We start from the raw sequence: 22,999 nt of genomic DNA, 5'->3' as shown, positions 1-22,999 counted from the left end.
CGGGGATACCGAGTCTATCCCTGCGTGCTAGCGCATACCCTCCCGGCGGATGGCCGTCGCGATCGCCGCGGCACGGGTCTCCACCCCGAGCTTGGCGTAAATGTGAGCCAGATGCGTCTTGACGGTTGCCTCGGAGATGAAGAGCCGTTGGCCCAACTCCCGGTTGCTGAGCCCCTGGGTCAGGAGGCTGAGCAGCTCCGCTTCCCGGGGCGTCAGGACCTCGTCGGGATTCCTCAGTTGCTGGAAGAGCCTCGAGGCCACAGGCGCACTCATCACGCTTTTTCCCTGGACCGCACCGCGAAGGGCCGCAAAGATTTCGTCCGGCGCGGCGTCCTTGAGGAGGTAGCCCATGGCGCCGGCATCCACCGCCCGGACAATGTCCGCGTCCGAGTCGTAGGTGGTAAACACCAGGATGGGTTGCCTGCTGTTCCGCTGCCGCAACTGCCTGATGGCCTCGATCCCGTCCATTCCGGCCCCCATGGCAAGGTCCATTACCACCACCGCAGGTGCATGCAGGTCCACCAGCTCCAGGGCCTCCTCGCCGGAAGCTGCCTCGGCCACCACGTCAAAGTCAGGCTGCGTGCCCAGCAAGGCCTTCAGGCCGCTCCGGACCACTAAGTGGTCGTCCACCAGGAGGACGGTGATGGCACTCATGCGTCGTTCCGATCTGTCCTCTGCGGCAGGCGGGCCGGCACTTGTGCAGCCACGATGGTCCCCTCGCCGGGCGAACTTTCCACTGAGAATACGCCGCCCAACTGCTCCACCCGCTGGCGCATCGCCCTCAGGCCGTAACCGCCGGCGTCCGACGGCGGTGCTGCCGCCGACGGGTCGAAGCCCGCTCCGTCGTCGTAAATGTCCAGGGTGACGGAATCGGGAAGGAATCCGAGGGTCAACGATGTTGTGGCCGCGTCTGCGTGCTGCTGGATGTTCGCGGCGGCGCTCTGGACCACTCGCAGCAGGGTGTGCCGCACTTCTGCCGGGACGTCCCTCGGTTCGCCGGTGACCAGGAGTCGGGCGTGCGGGACGTACTGGGTGGCGGCTTGGTGGAGGGCCTCGGGCAGCGGCGCCGCGTCAAGTCCCGGGGACGCGAGCTCGTGGACCAGGCTGCGTGTCTCGGAGAGGTTTCGGCGCAGCAGGTCAGTGGCCTGGTTAAGGTCTCGCCGTGATTCCTGGCCGGGCCACGCACGGTCAGCGGCCTCCAGGAGCAGGAGGCTGCTGGCAAGGCCCTGTGTCACGGTGTCGTGGATCTCGCGCGAGACTCGCTCGCGTTCGGCGATGGTTCCGGCCCGGCGCTCGCTGGCCGCCAACTCTCCCTGCACGAGCGAAACCTCGGTATGAAGGCGGCGCTGCTGCGCGGCGTCGTGCTCGATCCGGTCGTAGATCAGCGTGAGCATTACGCCCACAGCCACTGGCCCCAGCAGCATCGCAAGATCCGTGCCGTCGCTGAGCCGGAAGAGCCCGACGGCGGTGGCGGCCGCCGTCGCGCCTGCCGCCACATAGCCCACGGCACCCGTGAAGGCCGTCCGGCACAGGAAGAAGATCGCGAATGAGCACCACGCAAAGCTCGGGGCGGCGATGACCAGGACTGCCCACACGCCCACCAGCACCAGCATCCATACCGCCCACGGGCGTCTCTGCCGGGCCAGCACGGCAATGACGGCGTAAAGGGCGCAGACCGCGCCCGCGAGTCCGAGGACCAGGAGGTTGTCCTGCATGCTGTGCCGCATGGCATAGCGGACGGCGGACGCCACCAGGAGTACCGCGAAGCCGAGGTGGACGGCGGTGTCGATCCGTCCGAGCCGGCCAGGCTCCGCCCCAGGTCCGGCAGGCAGGCCGGGGCCGGTGGTCAAGGTTTCACGGGGAGCATCTGGGGAAGGCATAGGGTCCGGTTCGGGTCAGGAGGGAGTTCCTATCCCATGCTATTGCCCGCGCCGTTGCTGGTCTCTCAACCTTTTGGCTGATGCTGCTGGCCTTCCGGGGGACCGGGGACCAGCCAAAGGCCCGATGCTTGTTCCGGCGTGGCTGGACAGGATGGATATGAGGCAACAGGCCCGCGGCCCAGCCAAGGTCCGGATCGAGCCACGCCAACCGAAATTCCATCTAAACCCAAGGAGAACACCGTGAAGAAGTCCACCACGTTTGCCGCCGCTGCGGCCGCAGGAGCCCTGCTGTTGACCGGAGGCCTGACCGCGGCAGCCAATGCCGGGACCAGCCAGGCGGCTGCGCCGGCTGCGGTGCCGGCCGTCGACATCCCGCAGGCACCGGAAACCGTGGTGGCGCAGAACCGCATCACGGTGGGCGCTTCTTCGAATGCCGTCAGCGCAGCCCTGGCCAAGTGCCAGGCGGACAAGCTGCCGTTCGTCACGGTGGCCCTGGTGGACAGGTTCGGAACCGTCCAGGCGCTCCTGCGCGGGGACAACGCAGCTGAGCACACCATCGAGGCGGCCAAGCAGAAGGCTTACACCGCCGCCGCCTTCGGTGCGCCCACCAGTGAGTTGGCCAAGCGCATCAACGGCACCGGACCCAGCATCGCGGACCTCCCCGGCACGCTGTTCCTCCCCGGCGGTGTGCCCCTCAAGGTCAACGGCGTCTCAGTGGCAGGCATCGGTGTGGGCGGAGCTCCTGATGGCAACCTGGACGAAGCCTGCGCCACCGCCGGCGCCGAGGCCATCGCCGCAGCGGCAGCCGCCCCGGCCAAGTAGGCTCGGCTTCATGAGGCGGTTCAGGATGTTCATTCTGGCTGGTGCTGTGGCCGGATGCCTGACTGCGTGCCAGGCCGGCCCGGGTGAGCCGCAGCGAGTGGAGGCGCCGTCGTCCGACCTGGAGAGTCCTGCGCCACCAGTTACGGCCCCCTCCACGCGGGCCGCAGCCCCGTCCGTTCCCAGCACGCAGGCCACCCCGCCAGCCCTATCTTCCGAGGCCCAGGCCCGGCTTGACCAAGAACTGATTGCCGCCGCGAAGGCCAACAACGCGGCACTGGTGCGGGAGCTGATCGGCCGGGGCGGAAACGTGAACGCCAAGGACGCCATCCAGGACTCCGCCTTCCTCTACGCCGGGGCTGAGGGATTCAACGAGGTGCTCCAGCTGACCCTGGCAGCAGGCGCGGACGTTGCGAGCACCAACCGCTTTGGCGGGACTGCGCTGATCCCCGCCAGCGAACACGGCCATGTGGAAACGGTCCGAATCCTCTTGGCCGCCGGCGTGCCCGTGAACCACGTGAACAACCTGGGCTGGACCGCCATGCAGGAAGCCATCCTGCTCAATGACGGCGGACCCAGGCAACAGGAGGTGGTCCGCCTGCTGCTGGAGGCCGGCGGGGATCCGAGCATCCGGGATCCGGAGGGCCGGACCGCCTTGGACAACGCCGAACGGCTGGGTTTTGTGGAGATCGCCAACCTGATCCGCGGCGGCGGTTGAAACAGCCCAGTTTTGGCCGGGTCGCCCGCAATTCACAGTACCTTGGCGTGCACCAGGGCCTCAAAACTGGGCTGTTTCGACGTCCGGCCTTTCTTAGACGGCCTCGAGCACGCTCACGTAGTTGGCAATACCCACTCCGCCCATGTTCTGTACCGCCGCCCGGCGCGGATTCGCCAGCTGCATGTCGCCGGCCGTGCCGGTGAGCTGCATAGCGGCGATCACATGCTGGGACACGCCCGTGGCGCCCACGGGGTGGCCCTTGGCCTTGAGTCCGCCTGAGACGTTGACCGGCAGCTTGCCGTCTTTGAAGACCCAGCCTTCTTCAAGGGCACGGGCGCCCTGGCCGGTTTCGGTGAGCCCCATGGCCTCGTACATGAGCAGTTCGGCGATAGTGAAACAGTCGTGGACCTCTGCGAAATCCAGGTCCTCAAGCCCGACGCCGGCCATCGCCAGGGCGCGCTGCCAAGACACACGCGTGGCTTCGAAGGCCGTGGGATCCCGCCGTTCGGCCGGGAAGAAGCCGTTGGCGTGGCCGAACCCCGCAAGCCGCACCGGCACAGTTGCCCCGCCGGTTGGTGACGTTGAGAGCACGACGGCGGCGGCACCGTCGGACACGGGCGAACAGTCGGTGCGGCGCAGGGGATCGGCCACCATGGGGTTCTTGTCCGAGACGGTGCGGCAGAAGTCCTCGCCAAGGTCCTTCCGAAGCTGGGCGTAGGGGTTGTCCACGCCGTTGCGGTGGTTCTTCGCGGCAATGCTGCCCAGGACGTCGCCCAGTTTTCCGTCCCCGCGTCCAAAGCGCTTGTCGTAGTGTTTCGCGACGTCGGCGAACAGGCCGGTGAAGCCTGTGGTGGAGGTCTGGCCGGCCATGTCGTAGTCCGCGCCAAGCAGCGCCGCACCCACCACGTCGGCGCCGGCATGGGTCATCTTCTCCGCGCCGATCACGAGGACCGTCTTCGCGGTGCCGGCGAGGAGGGCCTTGGTGCCCTGCTGGAACGCGGCCGAGCCGGAAGCGCAGGCGTTCTCGACGCGGGTGGCCGGGACGTTGGCCAGGTCCGGGGAGACCTGGAGCGCCAGGGATGACGGGAAGGCCAGCGGCATCATCCCGGAGTTGAACTGGCCGAGGTAGATCTCGTCTATCTGGCCCGCTTCAATGCCGGCGTTGGCGATGGCTTCGGTGGCCACCTGGACGATCAAGGACTCAAGGGTTTCGTCGGTGAGTTTGCCGAACCGGCTGTGGCCCCAGCCGGTGAGCAGGACATCCTTGCCGAACTGTTCCTTCAGGCTCATGCTGTGGCTCCTGCGTTTTCGAGCTGGACGTCGAATGCCGCCTCGGTCTTCGCACGGATTTCCTCCACGCTGACCCCCGGCGCAAGGCGCGTGAGCGTGAGTTGCCGCCCGCCGCCGTCGCCCGTTCCTCCTTCATTCTTCGGAAGGTCGAAGACGGCCAGGTCGCTGATGATCCGGTCCACGCAGCTGAGGCCCGTGAGCGGCAGCGTGCACTCCGTGACGATTTTGGCCGTGCCATCCTTGGCGTTGTGTTCGGTCAGGACCACCACCCGCGGGGTCCCGGCGACGAGATCCATGGCCCCGCCCATTCCTTTGACCATCTTGCCGGGGATGGTCCAGTTGGCGAGGTCGCCGTTGCCGGAGACCTGCATGGCCCCGAGGATGGCGACTTTCACGTGGCCGCCACGGATCATGCCGAAGGACGTGGCGGAATCGAAGATGCTGCCGCCCGGCAACACGGTGACGGTCTGCTTGCCGGCGTTGATGAGGTCCGCGTCCTCTTCGCCGTCGTAGGGGAATGGCCCCATGCCCAGCAGGCCGTTTTCACTCTGAAGGATCACGCGGACGCCGTGGGGCAGGTTGTTGGCCACCAGCGTGGGAATGCCGATCCCCAGGTTGACGTAGTCGCCGTCGTTCAGTTCCTCGGCCGCGATGGCAGCCATTTCATCCCTGGTCCAGGCCATGGGTTTCTCCTCGGGTTCAAAGTTTGGGGGCTTGAGTGTTCGTACGCGCCGGACTGCGCGGAGGGCTAGGCGGGGACGGGCTCGGAGGTCCGGGAGCGGACGGTGCGCTGTTCGATGTCCTTGACGCGCACCGAAGCCTGGACCAGCTGCTGGACGTAGACGCCGGGAGTGACAACGTGGTTGGGATCCAGCGCCCCCGGCTCCACGATCACTTCTGCCTCCGCGATGGTGACCGCACCGGCCGTAGCGACAACCGGGTTGAAGTTTCGGGCGGTGAAGCGGTAAATCAGGTTCCCGTCCGTGTCCGCGGTGTGGGCATGGACCAGTGCGACGTCGGCGCGGATGGCGCGCTCCTGAACGTACGTTTCGCCGTCGAACTCTGCCAGCGGCTTGCCCTCGGCCACGAGGGTTCCCACTCCTGTCTTGGTGTAGAAAGCGGGAATGCCTGCGCCGCCGGCGCGGAGCCGTTCGGCCAGCGTGCCCTGCGGCGTGAACTCCACCTCAAGCAGGCCAGCGAGGTACCGCTCGGCGAACAATTTGTTTTCGCCTACATAGGAGGCGATGACCTTGCGGACCTGGCCGGCTTCGATCAGGACCCCAAGGCCCTTGCCGTCCACGCCCATGTTGTTGGACACCACGGTCAGGTCCCGAACGCCCGAGTCACGGACAGCCTCGATCAGGTCAGCCGGGATGCCACTGAGGCCGAAGCCACCCACGGCGAGGGTGATCCCATCACGCAGGGCACCGTGCAGGGCGTCAGCGGCGCTTGAATTGAGTTTGGACATCTTTCTCCTCATTGAGAGTGCGTCTGCCAGGAATCCACTTTATGGACAACGGCTCTGGTTTCGAAGCGTACGGGGCTAAATCAGTGACTGTCAATGCACCAAAACCGGGAAAAATGCCGCGATTTTACAGTGTGGACTGTACGCTAGATGAAGTCCACAATATGGACGCGTTGCTGGCCGAAAGGACTTACATGAACCAGAATCCCGTGCAGGGCGCGCAGGTTGTCAGCCGCATCGCCGGGCTGCTGCGCATTGCCGGCCGCAAGCCCGAGGGCAGCCCGCTGGTGGAGTTGGTGAAGGAGTCCGCCCTCACCCGGCCCACTGTCCACCGCCTGCTGACCTCGTTGGCGGCTGAGGGGCTGCTGGACCACGATGCCCGTACCGGCAACTGGGTCCTCGGGCCCGAAATCCTGTTGATGGGGTCTGTGGCATCCGCGCGCTTCCCGCTTGAAGAGATCGCCCGGCCCAGCCTTCGCCGGCTGGCGGAAGAGACGGGGGAGAGTGCCTTCTTTTCCATCCGCCGAGGGGCGGAGACTGTATGCCTGCTCCGGGAGGAAGGCAGCTTCCCGGTGCGCTCCTTTGTGCTCCACGAAGGAGTCCGGTTCCCGCTGGGCGTCGCCTCGGCCGGAACCGCGATCATGGCATTCCTGCCGGAGAACGAGCAGGAGCAGGTGCTGGCGCGCTGGGCTGACCATGCCGGCCCGTTCGCCGAGGCACACACAGAGGAGGTTGTCCGTGCCAGCCTTGCCAGGACGCGCGAGACCGGTTATTCGGTGAATCCGGGCCTGGTCCTGGAAGGTAGCTGGGGGATGGGTGCCGCCGTCTTTGACCAGTCGGGACGTCCCGGGTGGGCGCTTTCGCTCACGGGTATCGAACCCCGCTTCCGCGAAGGCCGGCAGGAATTCCTCGGCCGGCTTTTGATGGAGGAAGCCCACCGCATCACCGGCAGGCTGGGTACGCCCGGGAAGGAACTGTTGTGACGGCCCCCGGGGCGTGCCTACGCTAGCGATAGAGTGCCGGACACCCCCTAAGGAGCCAGGGACATGAGCACCAATGTCTACTTCGAACACTACGGCGACCCGCAAGTCCTGAAAGTCGGGCCCCAGGAGCTACCGGACCCCGCCGACGGCGAGGTGCGTGTGGAGTTCCGGGCCATTGGCGTCAACCCGATGGACTGGAGGCTGGTGGCAGGACACCTCAGCAAAGTGGCGCCGCTGGAACTCCCCCAAGTGCCAGGCAGTGAAGCTGCCGGGGTGGTCACGGCGGTGGGCCCGGCGTTCGAAGGCTTCAGCGTGGGCGACGAAGTCATCTGGAACGGATTCACGGGCGGCTACCGGATGGAGGCCGTAGTGCCTGCCGAACAGCTCACACCGCTGCCCGCCGGCGTCGACTTTGAGCAGGCGGCCTGCATCCCGGTAGCCGGCGGCACCGCTTATTCGGCCTTGAAGCAGCTGGGTGTGGGCGAGGGCGATACTGTGCTGATCCACGCGGCGGCCGGGGGAGTGGGTTCCGCAGCAGTCCAGATTGCCCAAGCCTTCGGCGCGCGGGTGATAGGCACGGCGTCGGAAGCCAACCAGGACTACCTGCGCGAGCTGGGCGCGGAGGCCGTAACGTACGGTCCGGGACTGGTGGAGCGCGTGAGGTCAGCCGCCGAAGAGGCAGGTCCAGTCACTGCCGTGCTGGACGCTGTAGGGACAGAGGAATCCGTGGCTGCCACGGTTGAACTGCTTCCGGACCGGACCCGGGCGGTCATCACGGCGCCCGGCAAGCATTCACAGGAAGCCGGAATCGCCGCAGTGCAGCAACAGGAGGGGCGCATCATGGAAGTGGCGACGCTCGCAGCGGAAGGCCTGATCACGTTCACCATTGCGCACCGGTTGCCGCTGGTCGAGGCTGCCGACGCGCTGGAACTCAGCCGCACCGGCCACGGGCACGGCAAGATTGTCCTGCTGCCCTAGGGTTCCTGATCCTTGGAAACCCCGGCCGTTTAACGCGTTCCGGGTCCAACGTCATCATGGGCTTCGACCAGCCACGCCTCGATGTCGGCGTCCAGTTGGTCAGCCGCCGTGAAAGTGAACCGGTGCGTATAGACCTTCCTGGTGGTGGGAAAGCTCTGCAGCAAGGCTGGATGCTCCACTTGCCGCAGGAGATCGATGGCCACTTCCAGTCGCCCGGAGACGATGAATGCCGAGGCGAAGACGCGCCGGTCCGCCCACGCCACCTCCGTGCGGTGGACCCGCTCCTCGCACTCGCCGGCGGCAAGGACCATAGCCCGGAACCGGTGGAAAAGTTCGACGGCGGCCGGCGGCTTTCCCGCGAGGTAACGGTCGACGTCGTGGGTCATCGACGTCGTGCGCCAGGCCCGCCTAGAGGCCTGCCCGGGGTTCCTCGGGGCCCTCGTGCTTCCACCAGGTGTCGAAGATCGTGACGGGGACGGTGCGCTTGTGGCGGGTGCGCAGGTACTTTTCTTCGATCTTTTCGGCTACCTCGTCCGTCACGTCCCGGCCCTCGAGGTAGTCGTCGATCTGGTCGTAGCTGAGGCCCAGTTCGTCCTCGTCGGTGCGCCCGGGCTTGCCGTCCAGCAGGTCTGCGGTGGGCACTTTCTCCCAGACGCGGGCGGGAGCTCCGAGCTCGGCCAGAAGTTCACGGTTCTGGCGCTTGTTCAGGCCGAAAAGGGGCAGGATGTCCGCGCCGCCGTCGCCATACTTGGTGAAGAAGCCGGTGACTGATTCGGCGCCGTGGTCGGTGCCGATGACCAGGTAATTGTGCTCGCCGGCCAGCGCGTACTGGGCGATCATGCGGGTGCGGGCCTTGGTATTGCCCTTGTGGAAATCGGAAATCCCGTTGCCAACGGACTTCTCGAACTCGTCCTCGAAGCCGTCTACGGCAGCTGAGATGTTGAAGGTCCACTCGGTCTTGGCCTGGATGAAGTCCAATGCCGCCTGGGCGTCGTCCTCATCGTGCTGCACGCCGTATGGAAGGCGGACCGCCACGAAGTTCGCCTCTACGCCCTCGGCTTCCAGTTCCTCGACGGCCAGTTGGGCCAGGCGTCCGGCCAGCGATGAGTCCAGGCCCCCGGAGATACCCAGGACAAAGCCCTTGGTGTGGGTTGCCTTGAGGTAGTCCTTGAGGAAAGTCACGCGTTTGCGCACCTCCCCCACGGGATCGATCCGGGGCTGCACGCCCATTTCTTCAACGATTCTGGCCTGGAGTTCGCGCATGTGTCCCAGCCTAGCCAGCGGTGTCAATATGGCTCAACTGTGTCCGCCCCGGGCCACGCACGCGATTGACGCCCACTGCCGGTTCAGCACCCGCGTTACTGCGCCCCCGGCGCCGGTCCCGTGGAGCCACGGACCGTGAGGTGGGTAGGCATCACGGCAAGCCTCCTCGTCGTTCCACCTTGGAACGGATTCAGCTGGGACAGGAGCATCGAGACGGCAACGCGGCCTGCCTGCTCGATCGGCGAGGAAATTGTTGTCAGCGGCGGGTTGCAGAAATCTGCGCCGAAAATGTCATCGCATCCAATGATGCTCATGTCTTCAGGGACTCGGATGCCCCTTTCCCGCAGCCGTTGCAGCATGCCGATGGCCAGCAGGTCATTGAAGGCAATGCACGCCGTGGCACCCGTGCGCACCGCAGCGTCCGCGGCGGCTGCGCCGGAGGTAGTTTTCGGAATGTAAGGCCCGATCCTGTGGATCTCCAGTCCCCGCTGGGTTGAGTCCTCCTCAAAAACCTTCCAACGCCTTGAATTGGACCAGGATGTGGGCGGGCCGCTGACGTAGCAGACCCGCTGATGGCCAAGTGAGACAAGATGCTCCAAAGCCTGGATCATGGCGGATGGCGTATCGATGACCACGCTTGGCGCATCCGCTGACGCACGGTTGATAGTCACCAGTGGCTGGGATCCGGAGACCTCGGCAAGTTGCGCATCCGTTAGGCGTGAGGCCGCCAGGACGAAGCCGTCCGCCGACCGCCGCAGCTTGTGAAGTGCTTCGAGTTCCATCTCGTTGGACTCCTCCGTGTCCACCAGGAGTTGGGTGAGGCCTGCGGCCTTGAGCTGGTGCTGGGTCCCCCGGATGATGTCGAAGTAGAAGGGGTTGGTAATGTCCGGTACCAGGACAGCTACCGTGTTGGTGCGGCCCGAACTGAGGCCGCGTGCCTGCGAGCTGGGGACATAGTTGAGCCGGGAGGCGGCCTCTTCGATGCGCTCCCTGGTGTGTCGGTTGACGCGGTCCGGCTTGGACAGCGCGCGGGAGACGGTAGAGGTGGCAACGCCCGCGAGTTCGGCGACGTCCCTGATCGTGGGCATTTTCTCGGAAGTCTCCCGCCCTGGTGGTCGCTCTTCCGGGGAATCCCTGATTGCAGAGCCCATGGGGGTCCTTTCCTTGTTGCCTGCTCAAGAGTGCATGGGTTCCGATCTTGCAGGCTCTCCGTTGCTATGGCCGATGGCTCAATAAAAACATCATTGGCAAATTTTGGCAACCGCTTGCCGCAAGCGTTGCATGGTCCCTAGACTGAGGTTCGAATCGCCCGCAGTGATGTTCGCCACATGACGGTGTGGCCATGTGGGCGTCCCAGAGGAGAAAACAATGAGGTTTAGATCGTCTACCGGGATTGCGGCAGTCGCTGCGGCTGCAGCATTGGCCCTGACCGGCTGTGGGGCCGGCTCCGGAACCACATCCAGTTCAACAAACGCAGACGGAAAAGTGGATGGAACCGGGAAGACGCTCAATGTCCTCGTCGGTGTCCTGCCTCAGTACCCGGAACAGCAGAAACAATGGCAGAGCGATATCGCGGCCAAGTTCAAGGCCGAAACCGGGGCGGACGTGAAGTTTGAAACATTCGCCTCGGCCAACGATGAACTCACACGCATCCAGACTTCCGTGGTTTCGGGCCAGGGGCCGGACATCTACGGGCTTGGTACCACGTTCACGCCCACTGCTTTCGCCACCAAGGCCTTCGTGACCCTCTCCGATGACGACTGGAAGAAGGTGGGCGGCAAGGACCGCTTCAACCCTGCCACTCTCGGCATATCCGGCCCGGATGAGGACAATCAGGCAGGTATTCCGTTCGTCAGCCGCCCCTTCGTCATGGCGTACAACAAGGACTTGCTGGCGGCCGCCGGCATTGAAAAGCCCGCCACCACCTGGGACGAACTTGCTGAGCAGGCGAAGAAGATGACCAAGGACGGGACGTACGGGCTCGCCACCGGTTACAAGGACAACTTCGATCCCTGGAAGTTCATTTGGGCCATGTCCGTCCAGGCCGGCAACCCGATCGTTGACGGTGACAAGCTCAAACTGGACGATCCTGCTGTCAAGAAGGCCTACGAAACGTACTTTGGCTGGTTGACCAAGGACAAGATCGTGGACCCGGCTTCCGTTGGCTGGAGCAACAGCAATGCGGTGGCCGCCTTTGCCAGCGGCAAGGCCGGATATCTGATGATGACCACCTCAAGCTCCATTCCCACCCTTAACAACTCGGCCATCGCCGGGAAATTCGAGTACGCACTGATGCCCACCACCGCGCCGGGGAAATCAAGCCCCCAAGGCGATGGAGACGAGGCCGCGAGCATCCTCTCAGGAGACAACCTGGTGGTGGCGGACTACTCCAAGGAGAAGGACCTCGCTTTCGCGTACATCAAGCTGATCACCTCCAAAGAGGAGCAGCTGAATTACCAGAAGATCTTCGGCGACCTTCCGGCCAATGCCGAGGCCCTGGCCGCCCTGAGCGAACCGACCCTGAAGCCCATCGCCGATGCTGCTGCGAAATCCAAGGCGACGCCGTTCACAGGCGCTTGGGGAGACATCCAGCTTGGCCTGCTGAACGTTACAGTCCAGTCCATCCCGGATCTTGCAAGCGGCAAGCTCGACAGTTCAACGCTCGAGGCCCGCATCAAGGACGCCCAGACCAAGGGGCAGGCGTCCCTTGACCGGGCCGCCAAAGGATAACTCCCCATGTCTACTGACGCCTCCAACGAAGTCCGGCTTGTGGCGGAGTCCGCCGCAAGCCGGGCCTCCCGGACAGCCGCCTCCATCGCGGGTCCGCCACCTGCCGGCGAAAGCAAAGGCCGCCGCAAAGGCCTGAGTGAACGCAACCGCCCCCTGTGGATGCTGATTCCCGGCGGGACCCTGATGATCATCATCATCGTGGTGCCCCTCATTCTGGGCATCTACATGTCCACCCTCAACCTGGACCAGTACACGCTCCGCCGCTGGATCAGCTCACCGTTCATCGGCGTCGAGAACTTCGTCGAGGCGCTGACGTCCTCGCCCCTGCTTCACGCGACCTGGCTGAGCGTCAGCTACTCCCTGCTGGCCATGGTCATCACCCTGCCGCTTGGCATTGCCGCCGCAGTCGCCACGCAGAACGCCTTCAAGGGCCGCGCGGTGGTCCGGTCCATCTTCCTCATCCCGTACGTGCTTCCGTCCTTTGTGGTTGCCACGGTCTGGCGCACCATGTTCCAGCCGGACGGCATCGTGAACAAGGCCTTGGGAGCCGTGGGTATCGATGGTGGCCTGTGGCTGAACGGGCCCCAGACTTTCTGGACGCTGGTATTGGTCCAGATCTGGGCTTCCTGGCCCTTCATCTACCTGCTCGCCCTGTCAGGGCTGCAGGCTGTGGATCACGAGGTGCATGAGGCATCGGCCCTTGACGGGGCTCTGTGGTGGAACAAACTCCGCTACGTTATTTTCCCGTACCTGAAGGGACCACTCTCACTCGCGTTCCTGATCGGCATGCTGCACCACATCAACAACTTCACGCTTCCGTATGTGCTGTTCGGTGTTCCGGCTCCGGCCGACGTCGAGGTACTTCCGATCCTCACCTACGTCACCAGCTTCCAGAGCTTCCGCTTCGGGCTCAGCGCTGCCATGGCCTTCGTTTCCCTGGTGTTGATCGCCATTCCGCTGTTTGTCTACCTGCGTGCCGTCAAGCTCGACGACGCCGAGTCACCGGGAGCCAAGAAATGAGCACCTCCACCGCAACCAAGCGCCGCAATGCCGCCGCTGCAGCTGCAGTGTCCCGTCCGGGTTCCTTCCGCCAGCATGAAGTAACCCGGCTGCTGCCCGGCCCGATGCTCGCCATCATCCTGGTGTTCCTCGGTGCCTTGGTCCTGATCCCCGTGCTGTATATCTTCCTTGCCTCGGTCAACTCGGACATCGGTGTGGCCAACGGCGAATTCTGGCCCTCAAGCTTCACGCTTGAGAACTACTCGAAAATCTGGACCAGTGTGGGACTGGCCACCGGGCTCGCCAACAGTGTCCTCGTGGCAGGAGCAACAGCCGTTGTTTCTGCGGCTCTGTCCGTTTCCACCGCATTCGTCCTGGTCCGCTACAGTTTCCGGGGCCGCCTTACCATCCTGCGCGGGCTCCTGGCCCTTCAGTCGGTACCGGGAACCCTGATGGTGCTCCCCGTATTTGTGCTGTTCTCTTCGGCCGCAACGTACCTGGGCATCCAGGTCATCGGAACACAGTGGGGACTGTTCGTCACCTACCTGACATTCGCCATGCCGTTCTCCACTTGGGTCATGGTCACCTACCTTCGCGGGCTGCCCCGCGAACTGGAGGAAGCGGCGCGGATTGACGGTGCCAGCAACCTCGGCGTCTTGTTCAAGATCATCCTGCCGCTGAGTTGGCCCGGCATTGTGGTTTCCGGCATCTTCGCCTTCCTGCTGGGCTGGAACGACGTCCTGTTCGCATCCGTGATGACCAGGCCGGAAAGCCAGACCGCCGCCGTGGCACTGCAGATCTTCGGCGCTTCACAGGAAGGCGGCGCTATCCCGTTCTACGGCCAGATGATGGCGGCCGCCCTGGTCTGTGCCGCACCAGTAGTCATTCTTTACCTGATTTTCCAGCGTTATCTAGTTGGCGGGCTCACCGCCGGAGGAGTTAAGTAACCATGGTTCCAGCCACCCAGGCCCCGTGGGCCCTGTCGGGATTCGGCGATGAGATCGACGACGACCCGGCTGTGCAGATCGCAGTGTTGCAGGCCCTTGGGGCGAACCACATCGAGGTGCGAAGCGCGTGGGGCACCAACATCGTGGACCTTTCCGATGACCAGCTCGCGGCCCTGGCCAAGCTGCTTGAAGAGAAGGACATGCTGGTCTCCGCGATCGCGTCACCCATAGGCAAAGTGGACGTCAGCCTCCCGGTGGAACACGAAGTGACCCGCCTGCGCCGTGCCGCCAAAGCCGCCAAGGTCCTTCGGGCCAGGTACATCCGGATCTTTTCCTTCTACTACGGCGAATCCGTTCTGGTGGACAGCATCCGCGACGCCGTCATCGAACGGATGAGCGCACTGGCGGCGGTAGCCGAGGAAGAAGGCGTGATCCTGCTGCATGAAAACGAGAAGGACATCTTCGGTGACGTTCCGGACCGTGTGCTGGACATCATTGAAACCGTGAACTCACCCGCGCTGAAAGTCGCCTGGGACGCTGCCAACTTCGTGCAGGTCGGAGTAAAGCCGTTTGACGAGGCCTACGCAAAGCTTCGCCCCTACCTGGAGTACCTGCAGGTCAAAGATGCCTTGTTCGCCAACGGACACGTGGTTCCTGCCGGGGAGGGCGACGGCGATCTTCTACGCACCGTTGAGGCGCTCAAAGCTGACGGCTACACGGGCTTCGCATCCCTGGAGCCGCATCTGGCCGGCGCGCATGGCCTCGGAGGGTTCTCCGGTCCCACCGCTTTTGGCATCGCCGCCCGGGCGTTTGCCAAAGTCACGGCAGAAGCAGGAGTCCAGACAGCATGAACGACCCGTTGAAGATTGCCATCACCGGTTGCGGCGTCATCGGCCGCACGCACGCAGTTGCCCTGCAGGAATTTCCGGAGACGAGCATCGTGGCGTTGATCGACGCCCTCCCGGACGCAGCCGACTCGCTTGCGGACTATATCGAAGCCAGCGGGCGGCCCCGGCCGACCGTGCACACGTCCATCGAGGAGGCTTTGGGCGCAACCGACATCGACTTGGTGGCGCTGGCCACACCCAGCGGACTGCACATCCAGCAGAGCCTGGAAGTTTTGGCTGCCGGCAAGCATGTGGTCATTGAAAAGCCGCTGGACGTGGACCTGAGCCGCGCCCAGGAGATCGAAGCCGCGGCAAACGAAGCCGCACGCAGCGGCGTGGTCGCTTCCGTCATCAGCCAGCACCGTTTTGACCAGGCGAGCGTTGCCGTTGCCGACGCCGTCGCCAAGGGCCGGTTTGGCCGGCTCACGTCCGCGATCGCCTCGGTCGCGTGGTGGCGCGGGCAGAACTACTACGATTCCGGTGACTGGCGCGGCACGTGGTCCATGGACGGCGGTGGAGCCCTGATGAACCAGGGCGTACACACGGTCGACCTGCTGCTGTGGTTTATGGGAAGGCCGGTCGAGATCCATGCCCATACGGCCCGCCTGGCTCACGAACGAATCGAGGTCGAGGACACCGCAGTTGCCACTGTGACGTTTGAGAACGGCGGCCTTGCAGTCCTGCACGCCACTACTGCCGCCTACCCGGGACTGACAGTAAGGGTCCAGTTGATGGGTTCGGAAGGCTCCGCGGTGGTGGACAACGACCAGCTTCAGTACTTCCATGCCAAGGACGCTGGCGGAGCCTCGTCGGACATGGGGCTGCAAGGAGGAGGAAACCAGGCCCAGGAGGAGCTGGCCAAGTATCCCGAGGAGGACTATGAGGCCAAAGATCCGACGGTGTATCCGGCAGGGCACATCCGGCAGTACCGCGACATCCTTGGGGCCGTTGCCGAGGGCCGCCAGCCCGGAGTGACTGTCACTGACGCCGTCAATGCCCTGGCCACCGTGCGCGCCGTCTACATATCGGCCACGCTGAACCAGGCTGTCCTGTTTGAAGACGTCCTGGCGGGGAAATACAACGACCTAGAAGTCCGAACTGGCACCACGCCGACAGAAAGCGCCTGACCAGATGAAATTCTCAGTATTCACGGCCTCCACACCCGACTGGACTCCGGAAGTAGCCGCTGCCACCCTGGCTGCCCAGGGATGGGACGGCATCGAGTGGCGGATCACGGACCAGGCGGAGGCGTCTGTACCCGGTTTCTGGGCCGGCAATAACGCAACCATCCCGCTGACCGGCCTCGAAAACAACCTGGAGTGGGTTGCCGGCATCACCCGCGACGCCGGCCTGGAGTTCTCGGGCATCGGCGGCTACGCGCGATGCGACAACCACGACGACGTCGAACGTATGCTGGCGGCCACTGCCGCCTTGGGTGCCGGGCAGGTCCGCGTCACCACGTATCCGCTCGGAACCGCGGGCTGGGGGGACGAAGAGCCCAGCGGAATTCCTTATCCTGTCCTGTTTGAGGAAGCCCGGCGCGATTTCGAATGGATAGCCGAACGGGCAGCCCACCACGGCGTGAAGGCCTTGGTGGAACTCCACCATCGCACCATCACGGCGTCCGCATCATCAGCCCGCCGGCTGCTGGAGGGCCTGGACCCCAAGCATGTGGGGGTAATTCATGACTTGGGCAACCTGTTGATCGAAGGCCAGGAAGACTACCTTCCCGCCTTTGAGTTGCTGGGGGAATATCTGGCCCACATCCATGTCAAAAATGCCGTGTGGATTCGCCAGGATGCGCCTGACCCGTCCGGCGCCGCAGTCTTCCGGAATGAGTGGGCGCCGCTGCAGTCCGGACAGGGCAGCGTCTTGGAGTACTTCAAGGCACTGGCGGCACATGGCTACGACGGCTGGGTTACAGTGGAGGATTTCTCAACAGAGCTTCCACTGGCCGAACGTACTGCCGGCAACCTTGACTACGTGCGGCGCACTGCGGCGATCGCCGGGCTCACCGCCGGCGCCGGGGCACGTTGAGACCATGTCATATTCCATAGCAGCGCATCCCGACCGGCTCCTCCCTGCCGAACCCGGCGTAAGGGAGATAGCCCGGTCCCTCTATAACCGCGTGGCCGGCCTCCCCATCATCTCCCCCCACGGACATGTGGACGCAGTCACTATTGAAGAAAACCTGCCCTTCCCCGATCCCGCCGCTCTCCTGGTGACGCCGGACCACTACGTGACCCGCCTCATCCACGCCGGTGGAATCGCGATGGAAAAGTTAGGACTCGGCGGCCAGACCTCAGACTCCCGCGAGATTTGGCGCAGTTTCTCTGCCGCCTGGCCCCAGTTCGAGGGAACCGCGTCCGGCTACTGGCTCCGGCAGGAATTCGAGCACGTCTTCGGACTGCACGAGGAGCCCACCGAGGAGAACGCCGACAGGATCTACGACATGATCTCGGCCAAGCTAGGCGAACCAGGGTTCCGGCCGCGGGAGTTGTTCAAGGAGTTCAACATCGAGGTGCTGGCCACCACGGATGATCCGCTGGACTCGCTGGACAGCCATGCTGCATTGGCCGCCGACCCTGCCTTCGCTGGCCGCGTCCTGCCTACCTTCCGTCCCGACCAGTACCTCAACATCGCCCATCCAGCGTGGCAGGACAATGTGGAACGCCTCATGGCCGCGGGCTCCGGGGCTGCCGGATACACCGGATACATTGAGGCCCTGGAATCAAGGCGGCGGCACTTCGTGCAACACGGCGGGGTGTCCGCCGACCACGGCGTCCGTACCCCGGCCACCCTCAAGCTGGACCCCTCCGACGCGGGGCGTCTGTTCGAGCGCGCCCGTGCGGGGAAAGCCACACCGGAAGACTGCGAGGCCTTCGAAGCCCACATGATCTACCAGATGGCCAGGATGTCAGTGGAAGACGGGTTGGTCATGACCCTACATCCGGGTTCCTACCGCAACCACCACGGCCCCACGTTCGAGGCCTTCGGCGCGGACACGGGGCACGATATTCCGTTCGCTGTGAACTACACCGAGGCCATCCGGCCGCTGCTGCAGGACTTTGGCACCGCCAAGGACTTCCACCTGGTGCTGTTCACTTTGGACGAGACCGTGTTCTCCCGGGAATTGGCGCCGCTGGCAGGTTTCTATCCGTCTGTGTATATCGGAGCCCCCTGGTGGTTCCTGGACGCGCCCGATGCGATGCTGCGCTTCCGTTCCGCAGTGACGGAAACGGCCGGTTTCTCACGATCCTCCGGGTTCATCGACGATACTCGGGCGTTCTGCTCCATCCCGGCACGCCACGACACGTCGCGCCGGATCGAAGCCGCCTTCCTGGCGCGCCTGGTGGCCGAGCACCGGATCAGCGAAGAGCGCGCGCACGAACTTATCGTGGATATCGTGGATGCTTCCCCGCGAAGGGTGTTCAAGCTGTGAGCGCACTGCCCGTCCTTAACCGGGCGCTCACCGGCCTTCCCAAAGCGCCGGTGCGGATTGTCCATCTTGGCCTCGGGGCATTCCACCGGTCACACGAGGCGTGGTACACCCAGCACGCCGGTGACGGACCCGAATGGGGGATCGCCGCATTCACGGGGCGCAGGCCTGACGCAGCCCTGGCGCTTGCGGCGCAGGACGGCCTCTTCACCCTGATTGAGCGCTCAGGCAACGGGGACAGTTTCGAAATTATCGGCAGCGTTGCCGAAGCGGTGGACGGCGCCGACGTCGGGCGCCTCCGGGACATGGTCTCAGCGCCGGAAACCGCGATGGTCACGCTGACCATTACCGAAGCCGCGTACGGACTGGACTCCAACGGCCGCTTTGACGCAGGCGCTCCTGGGTTTGCCGGCGATCTCACGGTCCTGGCCGGCGATGCCGGTACCGGCGAAAGGCCGGCCACTCCGCTGGGCCGGCTCGTTTCAGCCCTCGCCGCCCGCAAGGAAGCTGCTGCCGGGCCGATCGCCGTTGTCAGTTGCGACAACCTGTCCGGCAACGGAGAAGTCGCCCGGCGCTCGATCATGGGACTCGCCGAGGCCTGGGACGGGGAGCTTGCCCAATGGATCGGTGCGAACGTCAGTTTCGTCAGCACTTCCGTCGACCGCATCACCCCCCGGACCACCGACGCCGATATTGCCCAGGTGCAGGATTCCTGTGGCTACAGGGACACCTCGCCTGTGGTCGCAGAGCCTTTCCGGGACTGGGTAATCAGCGGGAATTTCCCGAAGGGCAGGCCACGCTGGGAAGACGCCGGTGCCGTCCTGGTGGACGACATCGAACCGTACGAAAACCGCAAACTGTGGCTGCTGAACGGAGCGCACTCACTCCTGGCCTATGCCGGTCAGTTGCGTGGGCACACCACGGTGGCCGAAGCGCTGGAGGATCGGCTCTGCCGGGACGCGGTTGAGGCCTTCTGGGATGAGGCCGCACAACATCTGCCCGACGAAAACCTGCATATACCTGAATATCGGGAGGCACTGGTCGCCCGTTTCGGCAACGCACGGATCGCGCACCATCTGTCCCAGATCGCTGTGGATGGGTCCACCAAGCTTCGCATGAGGGCCTTGCCGGTCCTGGCAGCCGAAAGATCCCGGGGGCGCTCCGGTGCCGGCAGCGCCATGATGCTGGCGGCCTGGATCGACTATGCGGCCGCCAACGAAAAGCTCCAGGACCCGCTGTCCGAGGCCATCGGTGCGGCGAACGGGGCCCATGGCCTCGATCGGGTGGCCGCCCTCCTCAACCTCGTCAGCCATGGGCTCGGCGACGACGAACAGACCGTTGCCCTGGTAGCCGGCCTGTGCGGCACCTTCTCCAAGAACGCCACTACAACCACAACCGCCGCCCGCCTGATTTCTGGAAGGAACAGCTGAACTTCATGAAGATTGTCGCAGCAGAAGTATTCGTAACAAGCCCATCCCGTAACTTCGTAACCCTCCGGATCACCACGGAGGACGGGGTGACCGGCATCGGCGACGCCACCTTGAACGGGCGCGAGCTTGCCGTTGCCGCGTATCTGAAGGAGCACGTCGCGCAGCTGCTGATCGGCAAGGACCCGCACCGGATCGAAGATACTTGGCAGTTCCTGTACCGGTCCTCGTACTGGCGCCGCGGGCCGGTCACCATGGCCGCGATCGCCGCAGTGGACATGGCACTGTGGGACATCAAAGGCAAAATGGCGGGCATGCCGGTGTATCAGCTGCTGGGCGGGGCGTCCCGGAACGGGTTGCGCGCCTACGGCCACGCGTCCGGCGCCGACATCGAGTCGTTGTTCGATTCGGTCCGGGAGCACCTGGAGCTGGGCTACAAGTCCATCCGTATCCAGACCGCCGTTCCGGGCATCAAGGCCGTCTACGGGGTGGCCGCCCAGGCGCAGGCCTCCGGCGAGCGCTACGATTACGAGCCCGCCGGCCGCGGCGCGTTCCCGGTGGAGGAGGACTGGGACACCCGGGCCTACCTGCGCCACCTGCCCACCGTGTTCGAAGCAGTCCGGAACGAATTCGGCCCGGAAATCCCGTTGCTGCATGACGGCCACCACCGCATGACCCCCATCCAGGCCGCCAAGCTGGGAAAGGCCCTGGAACCGTATGACCTGTTCTGGCTTGAGGACTGCACCCCGGCCGAAAACCAGGAGGGCCTGCGGCTGGTCCGGCAGCACACCACGACCCCGCTGGCCATCGGGGAAATCTTCAACACCGTGTTCGACTACCAGACCCTGATCAAGGAACAGCTGATCGACTACGTCCGGGCGGCCTCCACGCACTTTGGCGGGATCTCCCCTTTGAAGAAGGTGATGGATTTCGCTGCGCAGTACCAGATCAAGTCCGGTTTCCACGGCCCCACCGACATCTCTCCGGTGGGTTTCGCCGCGCAGCTGCATGTGGGCCTGGCCATCCACAACTACGGCATCCAGGAGTACATGCAGCACTCGGACAAGACCAACGAGGTCTTCGAGCAGTCCATGACGTTCGTGGACGGCTACTTGCACCCGGGCGACAAGCCCGGCATCGGCGTCGAATTCAACGAAGAGGCAGCAGCGGCTTACCCGTACCAGCAGGCCTACCTGCCCTACAACCGCCTCGTTGACGGCACCGTCCATGACTGGTGAGGCAGTGGACATGACAAAGCATCGCATCGTCGTCATGGGCGTCTCGGGTTGCGGCAAGACCACGATAGGTGACCTGGTGGCCCGTGAGCTGGGCGTCCCGTTCCTCGACGGCGACTCGCTCCACCCGGTGGAGAACGTCGCCAAGATGGCTGCCGGAACGCCGCTCACGGACGAGGACCGGTGGCCGTGGCTCGCTACGGTGGGCAGTGAGCTCGCGGCCGCCGGGAACGGCGGACTGGTACTCGCCTGCTCGGCCCTGCGCCGCAGCTACCGCGACGCCATCCGCGCCCAGGCGCCGGACACCATCTTCCTGCACCTGCACGGCAGCAAAGAGGTGCTGGGGGCCCGGACAGAAGGGCGCACCGGCCACTTCATGCCCCCGGCCCTGCTCGATTCACAGCTGGCCACGTTGGAACCGCTCGACGCCGACGAAGCCGGCATCGTCGTCGACATCGCCTCCCCGGTGGACCAGGTGGTGGCCGACGCATTGGCGGGCATCGCAGCTGCGGAGCGTGCCGCCGTCGGAAGCTCGCCCCGCGGTGCCATTGGCACCGCGGGGCCACAACAGCAAGTGCCAGGGAAAACCGAACTTCCAGGCCAGGTGCTTGGTGGCTGAGGACACGCAAACGGGGATCCTCCCGTATCCGCCGTGACGCCCCCCGGCGTAGCGTTGGGGCATGGAACAGACGGGGTGCGCTGTTGTAGGCGGAGGGCCTGCGGGCATGATGCTGGGTCTGCTGCTGGCTCGGGCCGGGGTGGAGGTCACCGTACTCGAAAAGCACGGCGACTTCCTGCGGGATTTCCGCGGCGACACCGTGCATGCGTCCACCATCAGGCTGATTGACGAACTCGGGCTGGGCGACGCATTCCGCAGGCTCCCGCAAAGCCGGCTGAACAGCGTGGCTTTCCCCATCCCCGGCGCCGGCATGGTCACCATTGGCGATTTCGCATCACTGAAGCCCCCTTACAACTACATCGCCATGATGCCTCAGTGGGACTTCCTGAATTTCCTGGCCACCGAGGCGGCGCGCGAACCCTCGTTCACGCTCCTGATGGAGCATGAAGCAACGTCGTTAATGTTCGACGGCGGGCGCGTCGCCGGTGCCCGCTACCGGACGCGAGCCGGGACGGAAGGGGAACTGCACGCGGACCTCGTTGTGGCTACGGACGGGCGCCATTCCGTGCTGCGACGGGCCGCCGGCCTGCAGCCCAAGGAGTATCCGGTTCCTTTCGACACCTGGTGGTTCAAGCTCCCGCGCCACGCTTCGGAGAAAGGCGCAGTGGCGGGCATCGTTCCGGCCTTCCGGGACCGCGAAGCCATGATCGCGCTGTTCCGCGACGACTACTACCAAATGGGGTACCTCGCCCCCAAGGAAGACAGCGCCAGGATCCGCTCCGAGGGCGTGGACCGTTTCAGGGAACGCGTCGCCGCGTTGCGCCCGGACTTGGCGGATCGGGTGGACGCCATCCGTTCGCTCGATGACCTTCACTGGTTGGATGTGCGGCTGGACCGGCTGCGGCGCTGGTACGTGGACGGGCTGTTGTGCATTGGCGACGCCGCCCATGCGATGTCTCCGGTAGGTGGCGTGGGCATTAATCTGGCCATCCAGGATGCGGTGGCGGCGGCGGACCGGCTGGCTCCGGCACTCCTGGGCGGGCGCGTAACGGCGGAGGATCTGGCTGCCGTTCAATGGCGGCGCCGGATGCCCACCGTGATTGTCCAGACAGTCCAGCGCATCATGCACCGGGTAGTGTTCGTCCCGTTGTTCGCCGGAAGAACGCCCGGGCCGCCGCCGGCACTGCTGTTCGTTCTCCGGCATGTCCCGAGGATGCGGGGGCTCCTTCCCCGGCTCATAGCGTTCGGACCACGGCCTGAACACGCGCCCGGCTTTGCCCGCCGGCACCAGCCACGGGGCACGCACGGAAACCACTAAAC

23 protein-coding genes are annotated in these 22,999 nt (G+C 64.9%); 15 read left to right on the top strand and 8 right to left on the bottom strand.

Annotation, left to right across the window (positions count from 1 at the left end; all coding sequences use genetic code 11):
• Positions 1-27: 27 nt before the first annotated feature.
• Together ACFC25_RS07755 and ACFC25_RS07750 are read right to left on the bottom strand one after the other, a co-directional pair.
• The gene (locus tag ACFC25_RS07755) at positions 28-654 is read right to left on the bottom strand and encodes a response regulator (RefSeq protein WP_376044679.1); all 627 of its coding nucleotides are present in this window, start codon (positions 652-654) and stop codon (positions 28-30) included.
• A complete protein-coding gene (locus tag ACFC25_RS07750) occupies positions 651-1,880 on the bottom strand; it encodes a sensor histidine kinase (RefSeq protein WP_376044678.1) in 1,230 nt (409 codons plus the stop codon). The genes ACFC25_RS07755 and ACFC25_RS07750 overlap by 4 nt, the downstream gene beginning before the upstream one ends.
• Positions 1,881-2,120: 240 nt before the next feature.
• Here ACFC25_RS07750 and ACFC25_RS07745 point away from each other — a divergent pair, with 240 nt between their 5' ends.
• Together ACFC25_RS07745 and ACFC25_RS07740 are read left to right on the top strand one after the other, a co-directional pair.
• The gene (locus tag ACFC25_RS07745; protein WP_376044677.1) at positions 2,121-2,702 is read left to right on the top strand and encodes a heme-binding protein; all 582 of its coding nucleotides are present in this window, start codon (positions 2,121-2,123) and stop codon (positions 2,700-2,702) included.
• 10 nt (positions 2,703-2,712) lie between these two features.
• A complete protein-coding gene (locus ACFC25_RS07740) occupies positions 2,713-3,417 on the top strand; it encodes an ankyrin repeat domain-containing protein (RefSeq protein WP_376044676.1) in 705 nt (234 codons plus the stop codon).
• 93 nt (positions 3,418-3,510) lie between these two features.
• Here the strand turns inward: ACFC25_RS07740 and ACFC25_RS07735 are convergent, their stop codons facing one another.
• The 3 genes from ACFC25_RS07735 to ACFC25_RS07725 form a co-directional block, all read right to left on the bottom strand.
• The gene (locus tag ACFC25_RS07735; protein WP_337347018.1) at positions 3,511-4,707 is read right to left on the bottom strand and encodes an acetyl-CoA acetyltransferase; all 1,197 of its coding nucleotides are present in this window, start codon (positions 4,705-4,707) and stop codon (positions 3,511-3,513) included.
• Entirely contained in the window at positions 4,704-5,390 is a 687-nt protein-coding gene (locus tag ACFC25_RS07730; protein ID WP_337351822.1) for a CoA transferase subunit B, read from the bottom strand. Before ACFC25_RS07730 ends, ACFC25_RS07735 begins: the two co-directional genes overlap by 4 nt.
• Positions 5,391-5,455: 65 nt before the next feature.
• Positions 5,456-6,175, bottom strand: coding sequence for a CoA transferase subunit A (locus tag ACFC25_RS07725; protein ID WP_376044675.1), 720 nt, complete (start codon positions 6,173-6,175; stop codon positions 5,456-5,458).
• Positions 6,176-6,366: 191 nt separating this feature from the next.
• Here ACFC25_RS07725 and ACFC25_RS07720 point away from each other — a divergent pair, with 191 nt between their 5' ends.
• Complete coding sequence (locus ACFC25_RS07720) at positions 6,367-7,155, top strand: IclR family transcriptional regulator (protein WP_376044674.1); 789 nt, start codon at positions 6,367-6,369, stop codon at positions 7,153-7,155.
• A gap of 63 nt (positions 7,156-7,218) precedes the next feature.
• Entirely contained in the window at positions 7,219-8,133 is a 915-nt protein-coding gene (locus tag ACFC25_RS07715; protein ID WP_337351825.1) for an NADP-dependent oxidoreductase, read from the top strand.
• A gap of 29 nt (positions 8,134-8,162) precedes the next feature.
• Here the strand turns inward: ACFC25_RS07715 and ACFC25_RS07710 are convergent, their stop codons facing one another.
• The 3 genes from ACFC25_RS07710 to ACFC25_RS07700 form a co-directional block, all read right to left on the bottom strand.
• Complete coding sequence (locus ACFC25_RS07710) at positions 8,163-8,519, bottom strand: DUF5655 domain-containing protein (protein WP_376044673.1); 357 nt, start codon at positions 8,517-8,519, stop codon at positions 8,163-8,165.
• Positions 8,520-8,541: 22 nt separating this feature from the next.
• Complete coding sequence (gene nadE, locus ACFC25_RS07705) at positions 8,542-9,396, bottom strand: ammonia-dependent NAD(+) synthetase (RefSeq protein ID WP_337351826.1); 855 nt, start codon at positions 9,394-9,396, stop codon at positions 8,542-8,544.
• 95 nt (positions 9,397-9,491) lie between these two features.
• On the bottom strand, positions 9,492-10,484 hold the full coding sequence (locus tag ACFC25_RS07700; protein ID WP_337351827.1) for a LacI family DNA-binding transcriptional regulator: 993 nt from the start codon (positions 10,482-10,484) through the stop codon (positions 9,492-9,494).
• 280 nt (positions 10,485-10,764) lie between these two features.
• On the opposite strand from ACFC25_RS07700, the gene ACFC25_RS07695 reads away from it, so the two are divergent.
• From ACFC25_RS07695 to ACFC25_RS07645, 11 genes are all read left to right on the top strand, one after another.
• Positions 10,765-12,126 carry an extracellular solute-binding protein gene (locus ACFC25_RS07695; RefSeq protein ID WP_337347010.1) on the top strand — a complete coding sequence of 454 codons (1,362 nt, stop codon included), beginning with the start codon at positions 10,765-10,767 and terminating at the stop codon, positions 12,124-12,126.
• Positions 12,127-12,132: 6 nt separating this feature from the next.
• Positions 12,133-13,146 carry a sugar ABC transporter permease gene (locus ACFC25_RS07690; protein WP_337347009.1) on the top strand — a complete coding sequence of 338 codons (1,014 nt, stop codon included), beginning with the start codon at positions 12,133-12,135 and terminating at the stop codon, positions 13,144-13,146.
• The gene (locus ACFC25_RS07685) at positions 13,143-14,072 is read left to right on the top strand and encodes a carbohydrate ABC transporter permease (RefSeq protein ID WP_337347008.1); all 930 of its coding nucleotides are present in this window, start codon (positions 13,143-13,145) and stop codon (positions 14,070-14,072) included. Before ACFC25_RS07690 ends, ACFC25_RS07685 begins: the two co-directional genes overlap by 4 nt.
• Positions 14,073-14,074: 2 nt before the next feature.
• Complete coding sequence (locus ACFC25_RS07680; protein ID WP_376044672.1) at positions 14,075-14,923, top strand: sugar phosphate isomerase/epimerase family protein; 849 nt, start codon at positions 14,075-14,077, stop codon at positions 14,921-14,923.
• Positions 14,920-16,086, top strand: coding sequence for a Gfo/Idh/MocA family protein (locus ACFC25_RS07675; RefSeq protein ID WP_376044671.1), 1,167 nt, complete (start codon positions 14,920-14,922; stop codon positions 16,084-16,086). Before ACFC25_RS07680 ends, ACFC25_RS07675 begins: the two co-directional genes overlap by 4 nt.
• A gap of 4 nt (positions 16,087-16,090) precedes the next feature.
• Entirely contained in the window at positions 16,091-16,996 is a 906-nt protein-coding gene (locus ACFC25_RS07670; protein WP_376044670.1) for a sugar phosphate isomerase/epimerase family protein, read from the top strand.
• Positions 16,997-17,000: 4 nt separating this feature from the next.
• A complete protein-coding gene (uxaC, locus tag ACFC25_RS07665; RefSeq protein WP_376044669.1) occupies positions 17,001-18,401 on the top strand; it encodes a glucuronate isomerase in 1,401 nt (466 codons plus the stop codon).
• Positions 18,398-19,828: a mannitol dehydrogenase family protein gene (locus ACFC25_RS07660; RefSeq protein WP_376044668.1), complete on the top strand. Its 1,431-nt coding sequence runs from the start codon at positions 18,398-18,400 to the stop codon at positions 19,826-19,828. The genes uxaC and ACFC25_RS07660 overlap by 4 nt, the downstream gene beginning before the upstream one ends.
• Positions 19,829-19,833: 5 nt before the next feature.
• Positions 19,834-21,063 carry a D-mannonate dehydratase ManD gene (manD, locus tag ACFC25_RS07655; protein WP_337351832.1) on the top strand — a complete coding sequence of 410 codons (1,230 nt, stop codon included), beginning with the start codon at positions 19,834-19,836 and terminating at the stop codon, positions 21,061-21,063.
• Between the two features lie 10 nt (positions 21,064-21,073).
• The gene (locus ACFC25_RS07650) at positions 21,074-21,679 is read left to right on the top strand and encodes a gluconokinase (protein WP_376044667.1); all 606 of its coding nucleotides are present in this window, start codon (positions 21,074-21,076) and stop codon (positions 21,677-21,679) included.
• A gap of 61 nt (positions 21,680-21,740) precedes the next feature.
• Positions 21,741-22,997 (top strand): FAD-dependent oxidoreductase, encoded by a 1,257-nt coding sequence (locus ACFC25_RS07645; RefSeq protein ID WP_376044666.1) that lies wholly within the window; start codon positions 21,741-21,743, stop codon positions 22,995-22,997.
• The last annotated feature ends 2 nt before the right edge of the window (positions 22,998-22,999 follow it).

It is taken from the genome of Pseudarthrobacter sp. NPDC055928 (assembly GCF_042270935.1).
Lineage (GTDB): Bacteria > Actinomycetota > Actinomycetes > Actinomycetales > Micrococcaceae > Arthrobacter.
The sequence above is the reverse complement of the archived record's forward strand: the minus strand, read 5'-3'. Positions and strand labels throughout refer to the sequence as shown.